Source organism: Pseudochrobactrum sp. Wa41.01b-1 (assembly GCF_019464455.1).
Classification (GTDB): domain Bacteria; phylum Pseudomonadota; class Alphaproteobacteria; order Rhizobiales; family Rhizobiaceae; genus Pseudochrobactrum; species Pseudochrobactrum saccharolyticum.
Map to the genome: position 1 here is coordinate 661,356 of NZ_CP080493.1, position 16,860 is coordinate 678,215.

Consider the following 16,860-nt stretch of genomic DNA (forward strand, 5'->3'; position numbering starts at 1 on the left):
ACCCCAGCCCCGACAGTTTCACTCTCGGGGCATTTTTATATCAGGAAATCACTTCACAATCGCCAGCGTAAAACCGTCCCAACCTTTGGAACCTACGGTTTGCAAAGCTGTTGCCTCAAGGCGCGGCTCGGCCGCCATCATATCAAAAAACCGCCGGACACCGATCACATTGGCATCCTCCGACTGCGGATCAGTCACAGCGCCATTGCGCACGACATTATCGCCGATAATGACCGTTCCTTTACGGGAAAGTTTCAGCGCCCATTCCAGATAGACCGGATTATTCGGCTTGTCGGCATCGATAAAAATCAGATCAAACGGCGCGCGATCCTGTAATTGCGACAAGGCTTCCGCTGCAGCACCAATCAGAATTTCTATTTTATCCGCAACACCGGCGGCATCAATATTCTGCTGTGCGACTTCGGCATGCTTTGCGGAATATTCCAGCGTAACCACCTTGCCGCCCTTAGGCAGCGCCCGCGCCAGCCAAATTGTGCTGTAGCCACCGAGGGTACCGATCTCCAACACATGTCTGGCACCGCACATTTGTGCAAACAGATTAAGCAGCTTGCCCTGATTGACCGCCACATCATGATTCGGCAGCCCTGCATCCGCATTGCGCTGCAACACGGCATCCATGATCGCATCTTCCGCAATCAGCTTCTCAGCCATATAGGCATCAACCCGTTTCCACTGATCTTCTGACTGGTACATAATCACTCCTGAATTTTGAGCTGATTGATACCATGCCGTAAAAACAGCAGAATGACAGCAGCGGGATTTTACAGCCCCGTATCCTGCCACCAGCGATGGCCATAGCTCAGGCGCTGTATCTCACTGCTGTCAACTTTTTGCAGGAGGTCAGAGACAATCTCGCCGCGAATTTTCAGTTCGGGAGCAATTGTTGCCAGCGGCACCAACACAAAAGCACGCTGCTCAATGCGCGGATGCGGCAAAATCAGATCCGGCATTTCCAGCGCAAAAACGCTTTCATAAGCCAGCATATCAATATCAATCGTGCGCGGTCCCCAGCGCTCACTGCGCACGCGCTTTAACCGCCGCTCAATCGTCTGGGTCACTTCCAGCAATTCCGGCGGTGTTAATATCGTCGAGATTTCAGCACAGGCATTATAAAACCAGTCCTGATCGGTATTTCCCCAAGGCGGTGTACGGAAAACCGGCGAAACGGCTATGACCCTGACATCCTGCCGTTCATCCAGCAGTTGCAGCGCCTGTGCCATTGTCTGCACAACATTTCCGATATTACCGCCCAGACACAGCCAGGCTTTGTGAACCTCGCGTGCTTTCATCTATGCGGCCACCCGACCGTCACTTCAACATAATCCAGCACACCGGCAACCGGCGCATTCGGTTTACGCACGGTAATCTCTGCATGTTGAATTTGCGGAAACGCATCGCACAGTGCCTTGGCTACATCCAGTGCCAAAGCCTCAATCAGATAACGGCGGGTTCCCGTAATAATCTTCTCGATCATGGAGAAGACAATACCGTAATGCACTGTTTTATCAATATCATCATTATCCAGCGAGTCGCCCGGATCAACCGTCAGCGCGGCATCCACATAGAAACGCTGGCCGAGCTTTTCTTCTTCTTCAAAAACGCCGTGATGCGCAAAAAACGCGCAATTTTTCATACGGATCGTGTACAAAAAGCCCTCATTTCTTTACTTTTTCGTTATGAAACAGGTGTTCACAACCAAAGTTCATAATCGTCTGCCATTCATTCGTCAGCAGACTATACCGCAATTCTGAAAAACCGGTTCACGCTTTTTTTGTAAGAGCTGCGGCATTTAAAACCGCATCCGCCATCATCAACGCATCACGGTTCAGTGCAACATTATGCACCCGAAAAATATCCGCACCGCTGAGACGCAGCATAACACTGGTTGCCGCTGTTGCCGCATCTCTTTCAGCGGCAATTTCACGACCACTAACGGCACCGGTAAAACGCTTGCGGGAGGTGCCGACCAGCCATGGCAGGCCAAAACTCTGCAACTGTTCAAATCGTGCCATCAGCTCCACATTCTGCTGCGTGTCTTTGGCAAAACCAAAGCCCGGATCAAGCATGATCTGCCGGTGATCAACACCGGCTGCTGACGCTATTTCCAGAGAGCGCTCTAAAAACACATACTGATCTTCAATCACATCAGCAGCAATGTCTCTGTCCCGTCCGGTATGCATAATCACCAGTCCGGCACCGGTTTCAGCCGCGAGATTGGCAATATCCGGCTCTTTCTGTAATCCCCAGACATCATTCACAATATGCGCGCCTGCTGCGACAGCTAATTTTGCAGTCTGCGCCCGATAGGTATCGACAGAGATCAGACATCCGGTTTCCCGCGCCAGCGCTTCAATCACCGGCAATACGCGATCCTGTTCTTCCTGCGCAGTCACAGTCGCCGCATCAGGACGAGTCGACTCGCCGCCCACATCAATTATCACCGCACCGGCATCCAGCATGGCACGCGCAGAACTCAGCGCTACATCAAGCGTCTCATGGCTGCCGCCATCGGAAAAAGAATCCGGCGTAATATTGAGAATTCCCATAATTACTGACTGAACACCCGTTTCAAGAACGCGTCCGTGCGCCAGCCGCCATTCTCTTTTTATAGGGAAACTCTTAATCATATTCGGAATTAACCTTTTAAAATTGCTTTGCTTTCCAAACCAGCCATAAGTTCTTTACACATTTCATGGACTGATAAAAGCCAATGGCTGATAACAGCATAATGCAGCAGAAGACAATTCTGCCGTAATTTGTGCTACAACCGGTAATTTCTGAGTGCTCATTCCGTGAGCACCCGCAATAAAGGAACAGACAATGTCCGGCAAATTTCTCGCGCTTACCCTCACCGGTCTGGTTCTGTTATCCGGCACGCTCGCCTCTACAACGGCAGATGCGGCCTCAGTGACACGGAAATATCGCTATTTTCCGGTTTATGGCACGACGGCAGAGCAGTTGGACAAATCTCTGGCTAAGAACGGCCCGAAACTCAATAATGGTGGTGAAAGCCATCCGGGCGCGACAAAAATCGCTTTTGATGCCCGTGTAAAATATCGCTCCGACGGCAAATATTGCCGCGTCTCCGATGTGCGCGCCAATGTGACAGCCACTATCTCACTGCCAAGCTGGCAGAGCCGTCGCCGCGCCAGTGCCGACACAAGAATGGTCTGGGATGTGCTGGTGAAAGATATCCGCCGCCACGAAGAAAGCCATATCATTATCGCCCGCTCCCATGCTTCAGAACTTGAGCGGCAGATCCGCTCCATGCGTAATGAGCGTGACTGCGCAAAATTGCGCGCCAATGTTGATAAGATCACTGACCGGATTTTTGCCAAGCACGACAAAGCGCAGCAATATTTTGACCGCGTGGAAACCATCAATTTTGAATCGCGGTTTGAAAATCTGATTACCAAAAGCCTTGAGAAACGCCTGCGGCAGCAGAAGAAATCCTGAGATAGTTTCAGATAAAGAAAAAGCCCTGCATAACAAATGCAGGGCTTTTTTTATTTTAACTCACATCAAGCGCCGACGTAAAAAGTGTCAGGCCATTTGCAGACCGGCATGGCACTTTTTCATTAGCTAACGCCGAGCTTCTTCTGCAGACTAGTCGATGAAGTCGTGTACTGGAACACAACGCGTTCACCCGGGCTGACGATACGCTTGGCGGCCTGTGTCATCAGTGCGGCTTCATGGAAACCGGAAAGGATGAGCTTCAGCTTGCCCGGATACCAGTTGATATCACCAATAGCGAAAATGCCAGGCTCGGAAGTTTCAAACTTCTCGGTATCAACGGTGATCAGGTTCTCATGCAGGTTCAGACCCCAGTCTGCAATCGGGCCGAGTTTCATAGTCAGACCGAAGAATGGCAGCATACGTGTTGCCGGCAGAACGGTTTCGCCGTCAGCCCCCTTGATCTTCACAGCGGAGAGATCACCGTCTTCGCCTTCAAGACCGGATACCTGACCGACTTCAAAGCGGATCTTACCGGCATCAACCAGTTCAAACATTTTCTTCACGCTGTCCGGTGCCGCGCGGAACTCCGGACGACGATGCACAACAGTCATGCTTTTGACGATCGGCTGCAGGTTCAGCGCCCAGTCCAGAGCACTGTCACCGCCACCAACAATCACCACATCCTGATCGCGGAAAGCTTCAACACGGCGCACGGCGTAATAAACGCTCTTGCCTTCATAGGCTTCAATGCCCGGTACCGGCGGACGCTTCGGCTGGAAAGAACCGCCACCGGCGGCAATCACCACAACCTTGGTTTCAAAAACTTCGCCTTCATCGGTTTCCACATGGAAAGAACCGTCTTCCAGACGTTCAAGCTTGGTCACCATACGGTTGAAATGGAACTGCGGCGAAAACGGCTTGATCTGTTCCATCAGCTTGTCGGTCAGCATCTGACCGGAAATTTCCGGCCATGCCGGAATGTCATAAATCGGCTTTTCAGGATAAAGCTCGGCACACTGGCCGCCCGGACGATCCAGAATATCAATCAGATGGCATTTCAGGTCATACAAACCCAGTTCAAAAACAGCAAACAGCCCGACAGGACCGGCACCGATAATGACAACATCTGTGCGGATAACTTCGCTCATATCTTCAATCTCACTGAATCATAACAGCTGCGCCAGCCATTACGATCTGTCACATTAATCTTATGCTCTGCCAGCTGTCACACAGAACATGCTCTGTAAGTGCTGCCCGCGGGAGAGTGGGGCAACATCAATACCGGAAACCCGCTGATCTCCGGCGATCCTGTGCAATGCATCTGAAAAACTCAGATGAAACAGCACCGGACAAAATTCAACACGAGTTCTATAGTCAAGTTTAATTCAAATGCCTATAGTTTTTGCCGAAATTGATTTCATTAAAAGCATTTTCAGCAAAAGTGGAAACCGCCTCCGTAAGGAAATCAGTTCGCCGGACTGATTTCTTTCTTACTTCGATGCGTAGAACAATGAGTAAAAGCAAAGAATTAGAGCGGTTCCACCGTTTCATCATGACTGGGACCGCTCTAATACCTGTTCTTTTAACAGGCATGTTACGGCACTCATTCTAATGCCTGACAAAAAAACAGAGATACAGACACAAAACTGTGTTTAAACCGCTGAATGCGGAATGATATTGCGCCAAAACAAATAAATAAAAAGCGGCCTGCCTTTTATGCAGACCGCTTTTGAAACCGTAACGAATTGTCCGGGCAGGTCAGCTCTGGCGCTCAGGCACCTGAATAACCAGACCTTCCAGCTCGTCGCGCACGATAATCTGGCAGGACAGGCGCGAATTGCCGCGCACATCATAGGCAAAGTCCAGCATATCTTCTTCCATCGGCTCAGGACCGCCAACCACATCTGTCCAGTCTTCATCGACATAAACATGGCAGGTTGCACAGGCGCAGGCACCGCCGCATTCCGCATCAATACCCGGAATACCGTTGCGAATGGCATTTTCCATAACAGTGGAGCCGTTTTCAGCTTCAACTTCATTCCGCATCGCGCCGTCAGCAGAAACAAATGTGATCTTGGTCATGTAGTCATCCTGTAAAATGCCCGCAAAATCATCCGGTGCAGTGCAAACCGCAGCCGATAAAGCTGACACTCTGTAAAAATACTTGTTGCAGGGCAGATACGTGCTGCAGCCAAGGAGTTCAAGCTGTAAACAGCACCTCCCTGCCCGTCTGCGTCAATTCGATCACTCAGGCACATTCCGAAAGTTGTGAAGCGGTGCTCGGATGAGGCACATAGTAAAACAAAAAGACGAAGCCTTTTGTCACTATATATGTTAATCATTTCCGAAAGATTGAGCGCTGTTTCCCCGGTGCAGAAGCACTAATTTCTTGCCGGACTATGGCAAAATATGCCACAATTCAGGACATATTATATTCATATCTGATGTCTGCTTAAAGATTTCCACAATTAGATAACGCTTAAAAAAGCCCGCATTTGCTTTGTTTTCAATGCCCCTATGAGTGCCACGTTAACCTTATCTTTAAACATTTCATCAACCGCAATTTCCGTAGTTCCCATATGGCTCCGGAAGTTTTAACCTATAGACTGCGCAACGTGTCTTTGTATCTGCCGTTAAGAATTGAGCGGCAGCAACTCAGAGCATGGTTTTTGCGTATAAGTATGAGTACGGGGTAAAACGGCTATGGCACAAAATACAAAAGCGCAAAAGCTTGAGCTTGATATGGAACAGGCCCTCTCTGACGGGCTGGATCTGGATTTCAGCGACGACTTTGAGCTGGATTTGAATTTTGACGCTCCTGAAGCAGAATTCTCGCTTGATGATCTGGAAAGCCAGATTTCACGCGCAGCAGAAGAACTGGCACTGGAACAGAACGGCGCTTCAACAATAGCCGCCGCTGCTGCAGGCACTGCCGTTGCTGCTGCCGTCGTGAAAGGCAAGACTGAGACGCTGGCACAGCCAGAGCCGGAAAAGCCTGTTAAAGAGAAAAAAGCAGAAAAAACCGTTCTGCCTGCCGCACCGGTCACACCGGCTGCGCCTCCTGTTGTTACAGCCTCTGCCAATACCCCGGGCAGCGTGACTGTTCTACAGGCCGCAAACCAGCCGGAAGCCACAGCCCCCGTTCACAGTGCCAAATCTGAAGCAGTATCCGCACGCAGCGATGCAGAAATGCAGACTGAAGCTGTGCTGGCAGATCCTGTAGCTGCACGCCCTGCAGCCGCTCAGGCAGCACCTGCTACCGCAGCCTCCCCGTTCACACCGGCCAATGATGATCTGCGCAATGATAACTTGTTGCTGCGTCGCACCAATGGCCGCAATGCAAATGTGTTCTGGACAACCACAGCCATCAGCGCCCTGTGGACAGCAGGCGGTCTTACCCTTGCCCATGCGCTGAGCCCGCAGGGTCTCACCTCTTTCTCGGCAATCAAAGATTTCTTCGGCACTCCGGCCGGTATCGGTGTTGCAGCCGGTATTGCCGTGCCGGTTGTGATGTTCTGGGGCTTTGCCCAGATGGTGCGCCGTGCACAGGAACTGCAATCCGCTGCCCGTCAGATGACTGCCGCCGCCATGCGTCTCGCTTCGCCTGAAGCTGCAGCCGGTGACCGCGTTTCCACGCTGGGTCAGGCCGTGCGCCGTGAAGTTGCAGCGATGAATGAAGGTATCGAGCGCACACTCGCCCGTGCCGTTGAACTGGAAACTCTGGTTCAGACCGAAGTGCATCAGCTTGAACGCGCTTACAGCGATAATGAAGTGCGCATCCGCGCATTGATTGCCGAGCTTGGCAATGAGCGTGAAGCGGTCATCAGCCATGCAGAACGCGTACGCTCCTCGATCTCCGGTGCGCATGAGCACCTCAAGACTGAACTGTCTTCGGCCAGCGATATCATCCGTGACAATGTTCTCACCGTTTCCAGCGAGCTGACCTCTTCCCTGTCCCATGCAGGTGAAACAATGATCAGCCGCCTGAATGAAAGCGGCGCAGCCATTTCCGAAGCGATTGATACCCGCAGCACAGATATTTCGACACGCATCAGCTCTTCGGGCGGTGATTTTGTTGAAATCCTTGATACACGTATCGCCACATTGGAAGAACGCTCACGCGGCCTCACCGAGACCCTGACCGAAGCGCTGGATGCACGTACATCCAACATCGCTTCGCTGCTCGGCGATGCAACCATGAATATGGTCACCGAATTCGATCAGCGTCTGGCCAATCTGAACGCCACACTGGCCGAACGCGGTCATTCGCTGCTCAATGAATTTGAAGGCCGCGCACAGGCAATCGACAGCAGCACTGAGAAACTCAATGCGGCCCTGGAAGTCCGTTCGCGTCAGATCAATGAAAATCTGATTGCCCGTACCCGTGAGATTGCAGAAACCTTCTCCGGTGTGCGTTCGTCCATCAGCACTGTGGTTGACGAAACCAAAGACAAACTCAACGGCGAATTGTCCGGCATTACAGATTCTGTTGCCGGTCTGCTCAATGACCGCGCCGGTCACTTCATCGCTCAGATTGCTGACAGCCGTGAATCCCTATCGTCCACACTCTCCGGCGAAGCTGACCGCATTGCAGCTGCAATGCAGCAGCACAGCCAGACAATTACAGAGCGTGGCGCCGATATTGAACGTGCCATTGCAGGCAATGCAACCAATCTCGACCAGACTGCCAGCCAGCATGCCGCTATTCTGGAACAGCGCACCAATGATATGCGTGAAGCGATGGCTGCCCACAATGCCAAGCTCAACGATATTTTTGCGGAAGAGGAAGGCCGTTTCGAAGGCCGTACTTCAGCTCTCAAGAGCTCGCTCGACCAGCAGCATGCGGAATATGCGCGGGCACTGGATGAGCGTAATCAGCAATTCTCTGACAGCCTGCAGAACAACAGCGCTGCTGTCAGCTCGCTGCTGAATGAACATATCAATACTGTCGGCGACCGCGCCTCGCAATTGCAGGCAGCGATGCTGAGCGGCTCTGAAAGCCTTGATGCCAATCTGCGTCAGCACAGCGATACGCTGGTACAGCGCACTGTTGCCCTGCAGGATGCTGTTGCCAATGCAACCGGCGTATTGCAAAGCTCTTTTGACAATCAGACCGGTATTATTGAAGAACGCACCTCCACCATGGAACGCGCTCTGAGCATCGGTGTGGACAATGTTCGTAAATCGCTGGAGCAGAGCGCTTCGGTGGTTGCCGGAACACTGCGTGAGAAAATCACAGAAGCTGCCGGTTCGCTTACTGCAGAAGCTGCCAAGGCCGGTGATGCACTGCATGGCTTTGGTGAAAACTTCAACGACCGCCTGATTGAAAATCTGGCCGGTACAGAAGCCCGTCTCGGCGAACGCGCCAGCCAGATTGCATCCGGTCTGGAAGCGATTGAAACCCGCCTCACCGGCGAACTCAGCGGTATTGAATCGCGCATTGCAGAAACCGCATCGCGTACCAGTGACGTGCTCGGCTCGCATAGCGAAGCTTTCAGCGCCCGTGTTCTGGAAAACCTGTCCGGCACAGAAGCCCGCCTCACTGAGCGTGCGGAAGCCATTGCTTCCGGCATCAATGATGTGAGCAACCGTCTGACCGGTGACCTCAGCGGCATTGAAACACGGATTGCGGAAACCGCATCCCGCGCCAGCGATGTTCTCGGCTCTCATAGTGAAGCTTTCAGCGCCCGTGTTCTGGAAAACCTTTCCGGTACCGAAGCACGCCTGACTGAACGCGCTGATGCGATTGCCATGGGGCTTGGTGAAATCGGTTCGCGCATTACCGGTGAACTCGGTGTGATCGAAGCCCGCATTTCCGATGCGACGCAGAATACCTCTTCCACACTGGAAGAACGTACCCGTGAGCTGAATGCGGTTCTCGCAGCCCGCTCGCAGGAAATCACCCGTATTCTGGCCGATACCGCAGAACCTCTGGTACAGCGCCTTGCCGATAGCGGTCAGGGTCTTGCAAGCCAGCTGGAAGAAGCGACCCATGCAGCAACCGACCGCCTGCGTTCGGAAAATGCAGCACTGGTCAATGCACTGGCCAGCCGTACGGCTGAAACCATCTCTGCGGTGCAGGAAGCCAAGTCCAGCCTGTCCGATGGTGTTGGCGGCCTGATTGATCGTCTGGCAAGCTCCAATGCGGAACTTGGTCAGCTGATCGACAAAGCCACGCTCAACCTCAACGATATTGATACGCGTCTGGTTGAAACAACGTCGAACTTTGCTGACAGCACCAACAAGGCTGCGCAGATCTTCTCCAGCTCCAGCGTTGTGATCGATAATAATATCGGTGCCCTGCGTTCGCTCTCCGGCAACACGCTGTCGCAGATTGCGGATATCGCTAAGCGCTTTGAAGATCACAGTGCGGTTCTGTCCCGTGCATCTGACCTGATCAACACAGCTCAGAATGGCCTGACTGACACATTGTCCGACCGTCAGGATGCTCTGGAACGTCTGTCTGCCGGTCTGCTTGCCAAATCTGAGAACATTGAGAAAGTGATGCAGGGCTTTGAAACCCTTGTTACTTCTGCTCTGGAGCGCACCGAAGGCCGCACACGCAACTCGACCGAACAGCTGCGCGCTGCCATTTCCGAAGTTGTGGAACAGGCCAGCCAGAAGTTTGCAACAGCAACGGATGAAATCCGCCGTTCGGCCGCTGAAATCCGCGGTGAACTGGATGCAACCCGTGGCGAGCTGAAGCGCGGCGTATTGGATATGCCAGCGGAAGCCAAGGAATCCACCACTGCAATGCGCAAGGCGGTTTCCGAGCAGATCAATGCGCTGAAAGAACTGGCATCCATCGTCAATAAATCCGGCCGTCTGGTCGATGTGGGCGACAGCCGTGCAGACCGCACTATTGCTAAACAGACAGCCGCAGCGCAGCCTGCTCCGGCCTATGTTGCACCTGTGGTCACGCAGACTGCGGCTCCGGTACAACAGCCACAGAGCTACACAGTTTCCGCAGCACCTGCTCCACAGGAAAGCGCACGCGGCGGCTGGGTTTCCAATCTGCTGGCACGTGCTTCCGCAGATGAGGAAACAGCTGCGGCACCGCGCAACCAGAGCAATGTAACACCGCAGCGTTCAGCCGCCCATGTGGTCGACAGCCTGAATTCCCTGTCGGTTGATATTGCCCGTGCGATTGATCATGAAGCATCGGTAGAACTTTGGGATCGCTATCGTCGCGGTGAACGCAATGTCTTCACCCGCCGTCTCTACACTCTGAAAGGTCAGCAGACCTTTGAAGAGATCAAACGCAAATACCAGATGGATGGTGATTTCCGCCGTGCGGTAGACCGCTACATGGATGATTTCCAGCGCCTGCTGGAAGATGTTGCCCGTAATGATCGTGATAATATGGTCACCCAGACCTATCTCACATCAGATACAGGCAAAGTCTACACCATGCTGGCACATGCATCGGGTCGTCTGCGTTAACCGGATACCACATTCAGAAAGGCGGGATTTTTCCCGCCTTTTTTATTTTCTGACGCCCTCTGACAAAGCGTCTCAGCTGCTCATAATTTTACCATACCGCTCTTGCCAAATGACGGGGCAGAGCTTCTATAGTGAGTTCTACAAAATTACATTGCGGCATGTCATTTGCTGCTCTCAAGCATATATACCGGAGGAACTATGTCTCAGACTGCACCGCGCTATCCAGATACCCAGCTTTTGATCAACGGCGAATGGCGCAATGCGCAAAGCGGGCGCACAATTGATGTGTTCAATCCGGCCACCGGCGAAGTGATCGGCAAGGTTGCCCATGCTGAGAAGGTTGATCTCGACGCTGCACTGGATGCCGCTGCCAAGGGCTTTAAAATCTGGAGCGCAAGCTCACCATTCGACCGTTCCAAATTCATGCGTCGCGCGGCAGATTTGCTGCGTGAGCGGGCAGATGCCATTGCGCCGATCCTGACACTTGAGCAGGGCAAGCCGGTAGCGGAAGCCAAAGGCGAAATTCTTGCCGGTGCAGATATTATCGACTGGTTTGCTGAAGAAGCACGCCGCACCTATGGCCAGATCATTCCAGCGCGAGCCGCCGGTGTATCGCAGATGGCATTCAAACTGCCAGTCGGCCCTGTCGCTGCTTTCACGCCATGGAATTTCCCGATCAATCAGGTGGTGCGCAAGCTCTCCGCTGCCATTGCCGCCGGTTGCTCGATCATTGTCAAAGCACCGGAAGAAACACCGGCCTCACCTGCCGAACTGATCCGCGTTTTTGTTGATGCCGGTATTCCGGCCGGTGTGGTCAATCTGGTTTATGGCGTACCGTCAGAAATCTCCGAATATCTGATCCCGCATCCGGTAATCCGCAAAATCTCGTTCACCGGCTCCACACCAATCGGCAAAATGCTGGCCGGTCTTGCCAGCCAGCATATGAAACTGTCGACCATGGAACTCGGCGGCCATGCACCGGCCATCATCTTTGACGATGCCGATGTGGAAGGCGCAGTTAAAACACTGGCTATGTCCAAATTCCGCAATGCCGGTCAGGTTTGCGTTTCGCCGACCCGCTTCCTCGTGCAGGAAAAGGTCTATGAGCAGGTCGTTGAATCCTTCACTGAAAAAGCCAAAGCCATCAAAGTCGGCAATGGTTTTGACGAAGGTGTGCAGATGGGGCCGCTGGCCAATGAGCGTCGTATCCCTGCCCTTGAATCTCTGATTCAGGATGCCGTGGACAATGGCGCGCGTCTGATGACCGGTGGCCGCCGTATAGGCAATGTCGGCAATTTCTTTGAGCCGACCGTGCTGGCCGATGCACCTAAAACCGCACGCATCATGAATGAAGAGCCTTTCGGCCCTGTGGCTGTCTTCTCTTCCTTCAAGACACTGGATGAAGTGATTGATGAAGCCAACCGTCTGCCATTTGGTCTGGCGTCCTATGCCTTTACCCGCTCCGCTGAAAATGCACGCGAACTGGGCATGCGCATTGAGGCTGGCATGACAACAATCAACCATCTCGGCCTCGCGTTGCCGGAAGTGCCATTCGGCGGCATCAAGGATTCCGGCTATGGCACAGAAGGCGGCTCAGAAGCTATCAATGCCTATCTGACCACAAAATTTGTGACCCATCTGGTTATCTGACATTATTTTATTGCCAGACATTACGCCCCGCCGGTGATCACACCGGCGGGGTTTATTTTACCCTCATGACTAATAAAATTATTCAGAATTCGTTTGATCTTTCAGATTGTTGCGTTACGCTCCTGACCGAGCTGGCCAAAAAAAAAAACGGCCGCGTGAATGAGGGGAACTACAGCATGACACTGATGACAACAGTCAAAAAACACAAGCTGAACAAGCTCGCACTGGCGCTGGCATTCAGCACAGCTTTAACAGGCTCGGTGTTGATGAGCGCAGCCAATGCAGCCACACCGGCGGATACGCTGGTGATCGCCATGGCGACGGATGATGTGATTTCGCTGGATCCGGCGGAATCCTTTGAAATTACCACAGCAGAAATTCTGGCCAACAGCTATGGCCGCCTGCTGCGCACAGACTATAAAGACCCGTCCAAGCTGGTCGCAGATATTGCCGAGAGCTGGGAAGTTGCCGAAGACGGCAAGACTTTTACCTTTAAAATCCGCAAGGGCCAGAAATTTGCCTCCGGCAATCCGATTACCGCACATGATGCTGCTTTTTCGCTGCAACGCGCGGTGAAGCTCGATCAGAGTCCTGTTTTCATTCTCAGCCAGTTCGGCCTGACCAAAGACAATGTGGATGAGAAAGTCTTTGCCAAAGATGATGACACGCTGATTTTCACCTCGGAAAAAGCCTTTGCACCAAGCTTTGTTTATAACTGTCTGACTGCCACAGTCGGCTCTGTCGTTGACAGCAAGCTGCTCAAAGAACACGCGAAACCGGTCACACCGACTGCGGATTCCAAAGCAGATAATGATTTCGGCCATGAATGGCTGAAGCGCAATTATGCCGGTTCTGGCGCTTATGCGATTAAAGACTGGCGTCCGAATGAAATCATCATGATGGAGCGCAATGAGTCTTATGATGGTGAAAAACCGCCGCTCAAGCGCATTATCTATCGCTATGTGAAGGAAAGCGCGTCACAGCGTATTATGCTGGATGCCGGTGATATCGACATTGCCCGCAATCTGGAACCGGGCGATCTTGAAGCCATCTCCAAAGATGACCGCTTCCATACTGCCAGCGCGCCGAAAGGCACCATCTATTATTTCAGCCTCAACCAGCAGAACGAGACATTGTCCAAACCGGAAGTTCGTCAGGCTGTAAAATATCTGGTGGATTACAGCGCTATTCAGTCCACCCTGATTAAGGGCATCGGCACGATCCACCAGAACTTCCTGCCCGCCGGTATGCTTGGTTCAACGGACGAGAACCCGTTCAGCCTTAATGTTGAAAAAGCCAAGGAACTGCTGGAAAAAGCCGGTCTGAAAGACGGTTTCACCATTACCATGGATGTACGCAACACACAGCCGGTCACCGGTATTGCAGAATCCATTCAGCAGACTTTTGCCAAAGCCAATATCAAACTGGAAATCATTCCGGGCGACGGCAAGCAGACACTCACCAAATATCGCGCTCGTAAGCATGATATTTATATCGGCCAGTGGGGCATCGATTACTGGGATCCGCATACCAATGCCGATACATTCGTGACCAATCTGGACAATAGCGACAATGCGGTTTCAAAAACCAGTGCATGGCGCAATTCGTGGGAAATCCCTGAACTGACCCAGAAAACGCTGGCCGCTGTCATGGAAAAAGACGCTGACAAACGCGCACAGCAATATCTGGATCTTCAGAAAGAGTTCCGCGACACCAGCCCGTTCACCATGATTTATCAGCTGAATGAAGTGGCGGTTGTGTCCAACAAGGTGAAAGATTTCATCATTTCACCGGATACCAACTATGTGCTGAAAGCCTCAAAAGAATAGCCAACAGAAACGGCCGCAGACTATAATTCTGCGGCCGTTTTCATATCCTGATGCTAAGAGGTCGGTTTTTAGCGCACAACCAGAATAGCCGTTTTGGTATGTGTCAGCACTTCACTGGTCTGGCTGCCCAGCAACAAGCGGCCGATACCGCGACGTCCATGGGATGTCATCACAATCAGATCAACATCGCTGTGCTGGCTGAAATCGATAATCGCCTCGGCAGGCCAGCGCTCATCAATATGTTTCAGCGTGGCAGTAATACCAGCTTTCGTAGCCGCCTCACCGGCCGCTTTGAGAATATCCTGCGCCTGTCGCGCCTGATTTTCATTATAGATTTCGATATCTTTCGGACTGGCAATCCAGCCTGCGCTGCTGGCGGTTGCCATCATCGGAAACGGCTCGGTCACAGTCAGAATAGTCACTTTGCTTCCAAGTTTAGAGGCCAGTTGCAGCCCCTGTTCCAGACCTTTTTGTGCAAGCTCAGATCCGTCCGTAGCAATCAAAATATGCTTATACATTATGCTGTCCCTGCCCCGTTAAATGACCTGTCTTCAGTGAAGTCGGAGCCAAAGCATCAGTAAACCTCACGCTGAAGCAGATTTTATCTTAAAACGCATAATACCATGTGTGAAGCCGGATTCCGCACAATGCGATCAACAAAATAGCGCAAAACGGCAGAGATCCAAGAATTACCGGCAATTACAACTTAAAATAATAAAATATTGTGATACCATCATTTCAGTAACATGGTAAAATTATCATGTTACTTCAACGATAATAACTTTGAAGAAGGCAGACTTTATTCCGGAAAGGTACTCAAACGCTGCAGGAGAAATAAAATGAAACTTATTTCTAGAATTTACGATCATTACGGCTCTGCAAAACAGGTCGTGCATAATCTTGAGGCTGCAGGCTTTCCTCACTCTGACATTGTCATTGTCAGCCGCAAATTTGCGGAAGAAGATACAACCATGTGCGATGAAATCGTCAACTATGCCGGTATCGGCACTGTGATTGGCGGTATTGCCGGTTTGATTACAGGTTTCGGCCTGATCGCGGTGCCGGTTGTCGGCTCTGCGGCTTTAACTGCCGGCTGGCTGGTTGCCGCTTCAATCGGTATGCTGACCGGCGCGGCCATAGGCGGCATTATCGGCAGTGTTATCAGCTCTTTTGCCTCTCACGGCATCAGCAAGGAAGATGCCCGCCTGTGCATTGAGGCCTCCAAGCTCGGCAATACGATTGTCAGCCTGCGCCTGAAAGGCGGAGCCGGAAATCTCACTGAAACACAGGTCAGCCAGATTATGGATGTTCAGGGGGCAATGACTGTTGACCAGTTCCGCGACCGTATCCAGCAACAGCGCAGTGCGAAAAATGCGGGTTCCTATACAGGAAAACCGGTTCACCGCACCTGAACCGACAGCGTGATTATGCTGGCTGAAGTTGACGTGATGCCGGTATAACCGGCATCAGATAATGAATAGGCTATCCTTTTTTATGGAAAGCTTCCGGCAAGCTCATCGCATTTTTCTGGCTCGTAAACAGCACAGTCGGATCAATACGCCCGACACCGCGATAAGGGCTGGTATGGATCGCCAAAATCCACATACTCATCGATGCTGTCACAATATAAATGGCGAGCGCTTTGCGCCCTGCTTTCGGCCTGTCCGCATGAACAGAAGCTATAACGACCAGTGTCAAAACGGTCAGGAAAAATACCAGATACCACTTGTAATGATTGACAGAGCTTGATCCCAACGCAAGGCGCGCATTACGGGCATCCTGCATTTCATCGAAATCCCGCACCATCTGCGACATCAAAGCGCCTGGTATATCGCCGCGTGCAAGGCTGATCATCGAGACACGGATATTCTGCAACGCCTCCTCAACCGCGCGGGCGGGCTGAGTGTTGTAGCCTTTATGCCATTCCTCAGAAATCACTGTCACACGGTAAACTGTGAGCGCCTTGAGCAAGACCGGATCATTCAGAGCCTCCGGCCGTGCCATACCGATCAGACGGGTAATGGATGAGCGTTCTTCGCTAGCGGCCTGATCTGCACGGCCATTCACCGTCCAGATATCAGCAGCAACAAAGCCCAGCGCCAAAGCCCATGCCGTTGCAATTGTACCGACAAATGCTGCGATCGGCAGCGTCAGAATATCTTTCGATGCCTGTCTTGCGAAAATGCGCAGAAACACCAATCCGACTGCATAGAAAATGATGCCACAAACACAAAACAGCAAGAACATCAAAGCTGGTGATATACCGAACAAATGGTGCATTCTGCCCCCTCCGAGCAAATAACGCGCAAACTATAATAGAAAAAATCCGGAGTGCTTTTGCGCTCTCTTCACTGTTTGCACAATATACTGCCGTACATTAAATAACAGTTCAATGCCAGAGCATGTCTCGCAAAGGTCGGCCTGATTTGAGTACCAAGCCATGCGTAAAAACAAAGAATAT

Annotated in this window: 13 protein-coding genes; 5 read left to right on the top strand and 8 right to left on the bottom strand. The window is 52.0% G+C overall.

From position 1 onward, the window contains the following. Positions 1-48 precede the first annotated feature (48 nt). From K1X45_RS03180 to folP, 4 genes are all read right to left on the bottom strand, one after another. Positions 49-714, bottom strand: coding sequence for an O-methyltransferase (locus tag K1X45_RS03180; protein WP_220159823.1), 666 nt, complete (start codon positions 712-714; stop codon positions 49-51). A 68-nt stretch (positions 715-782) separates the two neighbouring features. Further along, positions 783-1,310, bottom strand: a complete 528-nt coding sequence (folK, locus tag K1X45_RS03185; protein ID WP_220159824.1) for a 2-amino-4-hydroxy-6-hydroxymethyldihydropteridine diphosphokinase — start codon at positions 1,308-1,310, stop codon at positions 783-785. After that, entirely contained in the window at positions 1,307-1,669 is a 363-nt protein-coding gene (gene folB / locus K1X45_RS03190; protein WP_022710840.1) for a dihydroneopterin aldolase, read from the bottom strand. The genes folK and folB overlap by 4 nt, the downstream gene beginning before the upstream one ends. A 112-nt stretch (positions 1,670-1,781) precedes the next feature. Next, positions 1,782-2,648: a dihydropteroate synthase gene (gene folP / locus K1X45_RS03195; protein WP_220159825.1), complete on the bottom strand. Its 867-nt coding sequence runs from the start codon at positions 2,646-2,648 to the stop codon at positions 1,782-1,784. Positions 2,649-2,841: 193 nt separating this feature from the next. Between folP and K1X45_RS03200 the strand changes: the two genes are divergently transcribed. Then, on the top strand, positions 2,842-3,477 hold the full coding sequence (locus tag K1X45_RS03200) for a DUF922 domain-containing Zn-dependent protease (protein ID WP_075654930.1): 636 nt from the start codon (positions 2,842-2,844) through the stop codon (positions 3,475-3,477). A 122-nt stretch (positions 3,478-3,599) separates the two neighbouring features. Here K1X45_RS03200 and K1X45_RS03205 read toward each other — a convergent pair whose 3' ends face one another. Continuing rightward, the gene (locus tag K1X45_RS03205) at positions 3,600-4,625 is read right to left on the bottom strand and encodes an NAD(P)/FAD-dependent oxidoreductase (protein WP_022710837.1); all 1,026 of its coding nucleotides are present in this window, start codon (positions 4,623-4,625) and stop codon (positions 3,600-3,602) included. A gap of 610 nt (positions 4,626-5,235) precedes the next feature. Continuing rightward, the gene (locus K1X45_RS03210; RefSeq protein WP_220159826.1) at positions 5,236-5,559 is read right to left on the bottom strand and encodes a 2Fe-2S iron-sulfur cluster-binding protein; all 324 of its coding nucleotides are present in this window, start codon (positions 5,557-5,559) and stop codon (positions 5,236-5,238) included. Between the two features lie 621 nt (positions 5,560-6,180). Between K1X45_RS03210 and K1X45_RS03215 the strand changes: the two genes are divergently transcribed. The 3 genes from K1X45_RS03215 to K1X45_RS03225 all read left to right on the top strand — a co-directional run bounded on the left by K1X45_RS03215 (position 6,181) and on the right by K1X45_RS03225 (position 14,399). After that, a complete protein-coding gene (locus K1X45_RS03215) occupies positions 6,181-10,920 on the top strand; it encodes a kinesin (protein ID WP_220159827.1) in 4,740 nt (1,579 codons plus the stop codon). 198 nt (positions 10,921-11,118) lie between these two features. Beyond that, positions 11,119-12,570, top strand: coding sequence for an NAD-dependent succinate-semialdehyde dehydrogenase (locus K1X45_RS03220; RefSeq protein WP_075654928.1), 1,452 nt, complete (start codon positions 11,119-11,121; stop codon positions 12,568-12,570). Positions 12,571-12,755: 185 nt separating this feature from the next. After that, positions 12,756-14,399, top strand: a complete 1,644-nt coding sequence (locus K1X45_RS03225; protein WP_033316019.1) for an ABC transporter substrate-binding protein — start codon at positions 12,756-12,758, stop codon at positions 14,397-14,399. Between the two features lie 68 nt (positions 14,400-14,467). Here the strand turns inward: K1X45_RS03225 and K1X45_RS03230 are convergent, their stop codons facing one another. Beyond that, positions 14,468-14,917, bottom strand: a complete 450-nt coding sequence (locus K1X45_RS03230; RefSeq protein ID WP_075654927.1) for a universal stress protein — start codon at positions 14,915-14,917, stop codon at positions 14,468-14,470. 321 nt (positions 14,918-15,238) lie between these two features. Here K1X45_RS03230 and K1X45_RS03235 point away from each other — a divergent pair, with 321 nt between their 5' ends. Then, the gene (locus K1X45_RS03235) at positions 15,239-15,811 is read left to right on the top strand and encodes a hypothetical protein (RefSeq protein ID WP_220159828.1); all 573 of its coding nucleotides are present in this window, start codon (positions 15,239-15,241) and stop codon (positions 15,809-15,811) included. Between the two features lie 70 nt (positions 15,812-15,881). Here the strand turns inward: K1X45_RS03235 and K1X45_RS03240 are convergent, their stop codons facing one another. Further along, positions 15,882-16,679, bottom strand: a complete 798-nt coding sequence (locus K1X45_RS03240; protein ID WP_220159829.1) for a hypothetical protein — start codon at positions 16,677-16,679, stop codon at positions 15,882-15,884. Positions 16,680-16,860 lie beyond the last annotated feature (181 nt).

What these genes read in the sequence shown, in the direction of transcription:
- K1X45_RS03240 (WP_220159829.1), bottom strand. Translation starts at nt 16,679, where the DNA reads ATGCACCATTTGTTCGGTATATCACCAGCTTTGATGTTCTTGCTGTTT.
- K1X45_RS03180 (WP_220159823.1), bottom strand. Translation starts at nt 714, where the DNA reads ATGTACCAGTCAGAAGATCAGTGGAAACGGGTTGATGCCTATATGGCT.
- K1X45_RS03210 (WP_220159826.1), bottom strand. Translation starts at nt 5,559, where the DNA reads ATGACCAAGATCACATTTGTTTCTGCTGACGGCGCGATGCGGAATGAA.
- K1X45_RS03215 (WP_220159827.1), top strand. Translation starts at nt 6,181, where the DNA reads ATGGCACAAAATACAAAAGCGCAAAAGCTTGAGCTTGATATGGAACAG.
- K1X45_RS03220 (WP_075654928.1), top strand. Translation starts at nt 11,119, where the DNA reads ATGTCTCAGACTGCACCGCGCTATCCAGATACCCAGCTTTTGATCAAC.
- K1X45_RS03205 (WP_022710837.1), bottom strand. Translation starts at nt 4,625, where the DNA reads ATGAGCGAAGTTATCCGCACAGATGTTGTCATTATCGGTGCCGGTCCT.
- K1X45_RS03235 (WP_220159828.1), top strand. Translation starts at nt 15,239, where the DNA reads ATGAAACTTATTTCTAGAATTTACGATCATTACGGCTCTGCAAAACAG.
- K1X45_RS03200 (WP_075654930.1), top strand. Translation starts at nt 2,842, where the DNA reads ATGTCCGGCAAATTTCTCGCGCTTACCCTCACCGGTCTGGTTCTGTTA.
- K1X45_RS03230 (WP_075654927.1), bottom strand. Translation starts at nt 14,917, where the DNA reads ATGTATAAGCATATTTTGATTGCTACGGACGGATCTGAGCTTGCACAA.
- folK (WP_220159824.1), bottom strand. Translation starts at nt 1,310, where the DNA reads ATGAAAGCACGCGAGGTTCACAAAGCCTGGCTGTGTCTGGGCGGTAAT.
- K1X45_RS03225 (WP_033316019.1), top strand. Translation starts at nt 12,756, where the DNA reads ATGACAACAGTCAAAAAACACAAGCTGAACAAGCTCGCACTGGCGCTG.
- folP (WP_220159825.1), bottom strand. Translation starts at nt 2,648, where the DNA reads ATGATTAAGAGTTTCCCTATAAAAAGAGAATGGCGGCTGGCGCACGGA.